The 5,303-nt window shown below is 57.9% G+C and carries 3 rRNA genes; all 3 read right to left on the reverse strand.

Annotation, left to right across the window (positions count from 1 at the left end):
- Window positions 1-2: 2 nt before the first annotated feature.
- The 3 genes from rrf to ACFOX0_RS34325 all read right to left on the reverse strand — a co-directional run bounded on the left by rrf (window position 3) and on the right by ACFOX0_RS34325 (window position 5,244).
- A 5S ribosomal RNA gene (gene rrf, locus ACFOX0_RS34315) occupies window positions 3-119 on the reverse strand.
- A gap of 90 nt (window positions 120-209) precedes the next feature.
- A 23S ribosomal RNA gene (locus ACFOX0_RS34320) occupies window positions 210-3,322 on the reverse strand.
- Between the two features lie 403 nt (window positions 3,323-3,725).
- Window positions 3,726-5,244: ribosomal RNA gene (locus ACFOX0_RS34325) — 16S ribosomal RNA — on the reverse strand.
- Together the 16S, 23S and 5S rRNA genes form the textbook arrangement of a ribosomal RNA operon.
- Between the last annotated feature and the right edge of the window lie 59 nt (window positions 5,245-5,303).

The following is a 5,303-nucleotide window of genomic DNA, read 5'->3' on the forward strand; positions in this document are numbered from 1 at the left end:
TTGTCCGGCGGTGTCCTACTCTCCCACACCCTCCCGGGTGCAGTACCATCGGCGCTGGAGGGCTTAGCTTCCGGGTTCGGAATGTTGCCGGGCGTTTCCCCTCCGCTATGACCGCCGTAACTCTATCGACTTGTCAAACACCAACAACCCTGTCTTCGGGAGTGGTGTTCGTTTGTCGGGAGTTGCACAGTGGACGCGTAGCAGCTTTGTAGGTCAAGTCCTCGGCCTATTAGTACCGGTCAACTGAACCCGTTACCGGGCTTACATTTCCGGCCTATCAACCCAGTCGTCTAGCTGGGGGCCTTACCCACCCCGAAGAGTGGTGGGATACCTCATCTTGAAGCGAGCTTCCCGCTTAGATGCTTTCAGCGGTTATCCCTTCCGAACGTAGCTAACCAGCCGTGCCCCTGGCGGGACAACTGGCACACCAGAGGTTCGTCCGTCCCGGTCCTCTCGTACTAGGGACAGCCCTTCTCAAGTATCCTACGCGCACGGCGGATAGGGACCGAACTGTCTCACGACGTTCTAAACCCAGCTCGCGTACCGCTTTAATGGGCGAACAGCCCAACCCTTGGGACCTGCTACAGCCCCAGGATGCGACGAGCCGACATCGAGGTGCCAAACCATCCCGTCGATATGGACTCTTGGGGAAGATCAGCCTGTTATCCCCGGGGTACCTTTTATCCGTTGAGCGACACCGCTTCCACACGCAAGTGCCGGATCACTAGTCCCGACTTTCGTCCCTGCTCGACCTGTCAGTCTCACAGTCAAGCTCCCTTGTGTACTTGCACTCAACACCTGATTGCCAACCAGGCTGAGGGAACCTTTGGGCGCCTCCGTTACCCTTTAGGAGGCAACCGCCCCAGTTAAACTACCCACCAGACACTGTCCCTGAACCGGATCACGGTCCGAAGTTAGATACCCAAACCAACCAGAGTGGTATTTCAAGATTGCCTCCACCCATACTGGCGTATGGACTTCACCGGCTCCCACCTATCCTACACAAGCTAATTCGGATACCAATGTCAAGCTATAGTAAAGGTCCCGGGGTCTTTCCGTCCTGCCGCGCGTAACGAGCATCTTTACTCGTAATGCAATTTCGCCGGGCCTGTGGTTGAGACAGTAGGGAAGTCGTTACGCCATTCGTGCAGGTCGGAACTTACCCGACAAGGAATTTCGCTACCTTAGGATGGTTATAGTTACCACCGCCGTTTACTGGCGCTTAAGTTCTCAGCTTCGCCCTCGAAAGGACTAACCGGTCCCCTTAACGTTCCAGCACCGGGCAGGCGTCAGTCCATATACATCGAATTACTTCTTCGCATGGACCTGTGTTTTTAGTAAACAGTCGCTTCCCTCTGGTCTCTGCGGCCATACCACGCTCCAGCAGCAAGTGCCTTCACGCGTCCGGCCCCCCTTCTCCCTAAGTTACGGGGGCAATTTGCCGAGTTCCTTAACCACAGTTCGCCCGATCGCCTCGGTATTCTCTACCTGACCACCTGTGTCGGTTTGGGGTACGGGCCGCTCGAAGCTCGCTAGAGGCTTTTCTCGGCAGCATAGGATCACTGACTTCACCTGAATCGGCTCGGCATCACGTCTCACCCTCGTGCACCACGGATTTGCCTATGGTGCGGGCTACACGCTTACCCCGGCACAACCACCGGCCGGGATCAGCTACCTTCCTGCGTCACCCCATCGCTTGACTACTACCCGCCAGGATCCCACGCTCCCCTCACTTGGTCCGAAGACCGCCTGAGGTTCGGGTGGTTAGCACAACGAGGTTCATCATGGGCGCTCCTTCGCGGGTACGGGAATATCAACCCGTTGTCCATCGACTACGCCTCTCGGCCTCGCCTTAGGTCCCGACTCACCCAGGGCGGATTAGCCTGGCCCTGGAACCCTTGGTCATCCGGCGGAAGGGTTTCTCACCCTTCTTTCGCTACTCATGCCTGCATTCTCACTCGTGCCGCGTCCACAACTGGGTCACCCCGCTGCTTCACCCCCGGCACGACGCTCCCCTACCCACCCACACACCTGGACACAACCCCGAAGGGACATGCCTGGTTCAGTGTGAGTGCCACAGCTTCGGCGGTGTGCTTGAGCCCCGCTACATTGTCGGCGCGGAACCACTTGACCAGTGAGCTATTACGCACTCTTTAAAGGATGGCTGCTTCTAAGCCAACCTCCTGGTTGTCTATGCGACCCCACATCCTTTTCCACTTAGCACACGCTTAGGGGCCTTAGCTGGTGATCTGGGCTGTTTCCCTCTCGACTACGAAGCTTATCCCCCGCAGTCTCACTGCCACGCTCTCACTTACCGGCATTCGGAGTTTGGCTGATTTCGGTAAGCTTGTAGGCCCCCTAGACCATCCAGTGCTCTACCTCCGGCAAGAAACACGTGACGCTGCACCTAAATGCATTTCGGGGAGAACCAGCTATCACGGAGTTTGATTGGCCTTTCACCCCTAACCACAGGTCATCCCCCAACTTTTCAACGTTGGTGGGTTCGGCCCTCCACGCGGTCTTACCCACGCTTCAGCCTGCCCATGGCTAGATCACTCCGCTTCGGGTCTAGGACACGCGACTAAAATCGCCCTATTCAGACTCGCTTTCGCTACGGCTCCCCCACCCGGGTTAACCTCGCCACATGCCACTAACTCGCAGGCTCATTCTTCAAAAGGCACGCCATCACCCCAAAAGGCTCTGACGGATTGTAGGCGAACGGTTTCAGGTACTATTTCACTCCCCTCCCGGGGTACTTTTCACCATTCCCTCACGGTACTATCCGCTATCGGTCACCAGGAAGTATTCAGGCTTACCAGGTGGTCCTGGCAGATTCACGGCAGATTTCAGGGGTCCGCCGCTACTCGGGAACATCCACAGAAGACCAGCAACTTTCACCTACCGGACTATCACCGTCTACGGTCAGCCTTCCCAGACTGTTCAGCTAGCAACTGGTTTTATCACTCCTCAAACAAGTGTCAGCTTGTTTCGTGAAGTCCCACAACCCCGACCACGCAACCCCTGACAGGTATCACACGCAACCGGTTTAGCCTCAATCCGCTTTCGCTCGCCACTACTCACGGAATCACATGTTGTTTTCTCTTCCTACGGGTACTGAGATGTTTCACTTCCCCGCGTTCCCTCCACACACCCTATGAGTTCAGGTGCAGGTGACATCACATGACTGATGCCGGGTTACCCCATTCGGACACCCTGGGATCACAGCTCGGTTGACAGCTCCCCCAGGCCTATCGCGGCCTCCCACGTCCTTCATCGGCTCCTGGTGCCAAGGCATCCACCGTTCGCCCTTGACAACTTGACCACAAAGATGCTCGCGTCCACTGTGCAATTCTCAACAAACGACCAACCCACAACCCACAGCCCCACACCAAACCCGACCCACGCCGGCGGTATGCGAGACCAGGCCATGCCTGGCAGCCCACCAAAACCCCCCACCACACTGGGCAGGAAAAGATCTTGGCTCAAGGCTCTGAAACAACAAACCCCAGGGTTTGTTCTTTCAGGACCCAACAGGATGCTCTACACCTCCAGCAAGCCGCACCAACCCGAACGTTCCACCACCGACCCCGAAAGGCCGGCACGTACTAGCCGGGTAGGCCGTTGCCCACCGAAAGCTCGCCAGTGTCTCCGCCATCTGAGCACCCCACCACCACGTTCGGATGGTGTGGGCTCCATGCCGTCTTTCGACGGATGGTGCTCCTTAGAAAGGAGGTGATCCAGCCGCACCTTCCGGTACGGCTACCTTGTTACGACTTCGTCCCAATCGCCAGCCCCACCTTCGACGGCTCCCTCCCCGCAAGGGGGTTGGGCCACCGGCTTCGGGTGTTGCCGACTTTCGTGACGTGACGGGCGGTGTGTACAAGGCCCGGGAACGTATTCACCGCAGCGTTGCTGATCTGCGATTACTAGCGACTCCGACTTCACGGGGTCGAGTTGCAGACCCCGATCCGAACTGAGACCGGCTTTTTGGGATTCGCTCCACCTCACGGTATCGCAACCCATTGTACCGGCCATTGTAGCATGCGTGAAGCCCTGGACATAAGGGGCATGATGACTTGACGTCATCCCCACCTTCCTCCGAGTTGACCCCGGCAGTCTTCGATGAGTCCCCGCCATAACGCGCTGGCAACATCGAACGAGGGTTGCGCTCGTTGCGGGACTTAACCCAACATCTCACGACACGAGCTGACGACAGCCATGCACCACCTGTGACCGCCCCCGAAGGACCCTCCATCTCTGAAGGTTTTGCGGCCATGTCAAACCCAGGTAAGGTTCTTCGCGTTGCATCGAATTAATCCGCATGCTCCGCCGCTTGTGCGGGCCCCCGTCAATTCCTTTGAGTTTTAGCCTTGCGGCCGTACTCCCCAGGCGGGGCGCTTAATGCGTTAGCTGCGGCACAGGAAACCGGAGAGGCCCCCCACACCTAGCGCCCAACGTTTACAGCGTGGACTACCAGGGTATCTAATCCTGTTCGCTCCCCACGCTTTCGCTCCTCAGCGTCAGTATCGGCCCAGAGACCCGCCTTCGCCACCGGTGTTCCTCCTGATATCTGCGCATTTCACCGCTACACCAGGAATTCCAGTCTCCCCTACCGAACTCTAGCCTGCCCGTATCGGCTGCAGGCCCGCAGTTGAGCTGCGGGTTTTCACAGTCGACGCGACAAGCCGCCTACGAGCTCTTTACGCCCAATAAATCCGGACAACGCTCGCGCCCTACGTCTTACCGCGGCTGCTGGCACGTAGTTGGCCGGCGCTTCTTCTGCAGGTACCGTCACTCACGCTTCGTCCCTGCTGAAAGAGGTTTACAACCCGAAGGCCGTCATCCCTCACGCGGCGTCGCTGCATCAGGCTTCCGCCCATTGTGCAATATTCCCCACTGCTGCCTCCCGTAGGAGTCTGGGCCGTGTCTCAGTCCCAGTGTGGCCGGTCGCCCTCTCAGGCCGGCTACCCGTCGTCGCCTTGGTAGGCCATCACCCCACCAACAAGCTGATAGGCCGCGAGCCCATCCCAAGCCGAAAAACTTTCCACCCCCCACCATGCGACAGGAGGTCATATCCGGTATTAGCCCCCGTTTCCGAGGGTTATCCCAAAGCCTGGGGCAGGTTACTCACGTGTTACTCACCCGTTCGCCGCTCGAGTACCCCGAAGGGCCTTTCCGCTCGACTTGCATGTGTTAAGCACGCCGCCAGCGTTCGTCCTGAGCCAGGATCAAACTCTCCAACAAAAAATTAGAGAAAATCCTGACAACAAAAATGTTGCCAAAGGAATCCCAGCCGAACCAGC

Origin of the sequence: Micromonospora zhanjiangensis, assembly GCF_042650605.1 — a bacterium.
Lineage (GTDB): Bacteria > Actinomycetota > Actinomycetes > Mycobacteriales > Micromonosporaceae > Micromonospora_J > Micromonospora_J zhanjiangensis.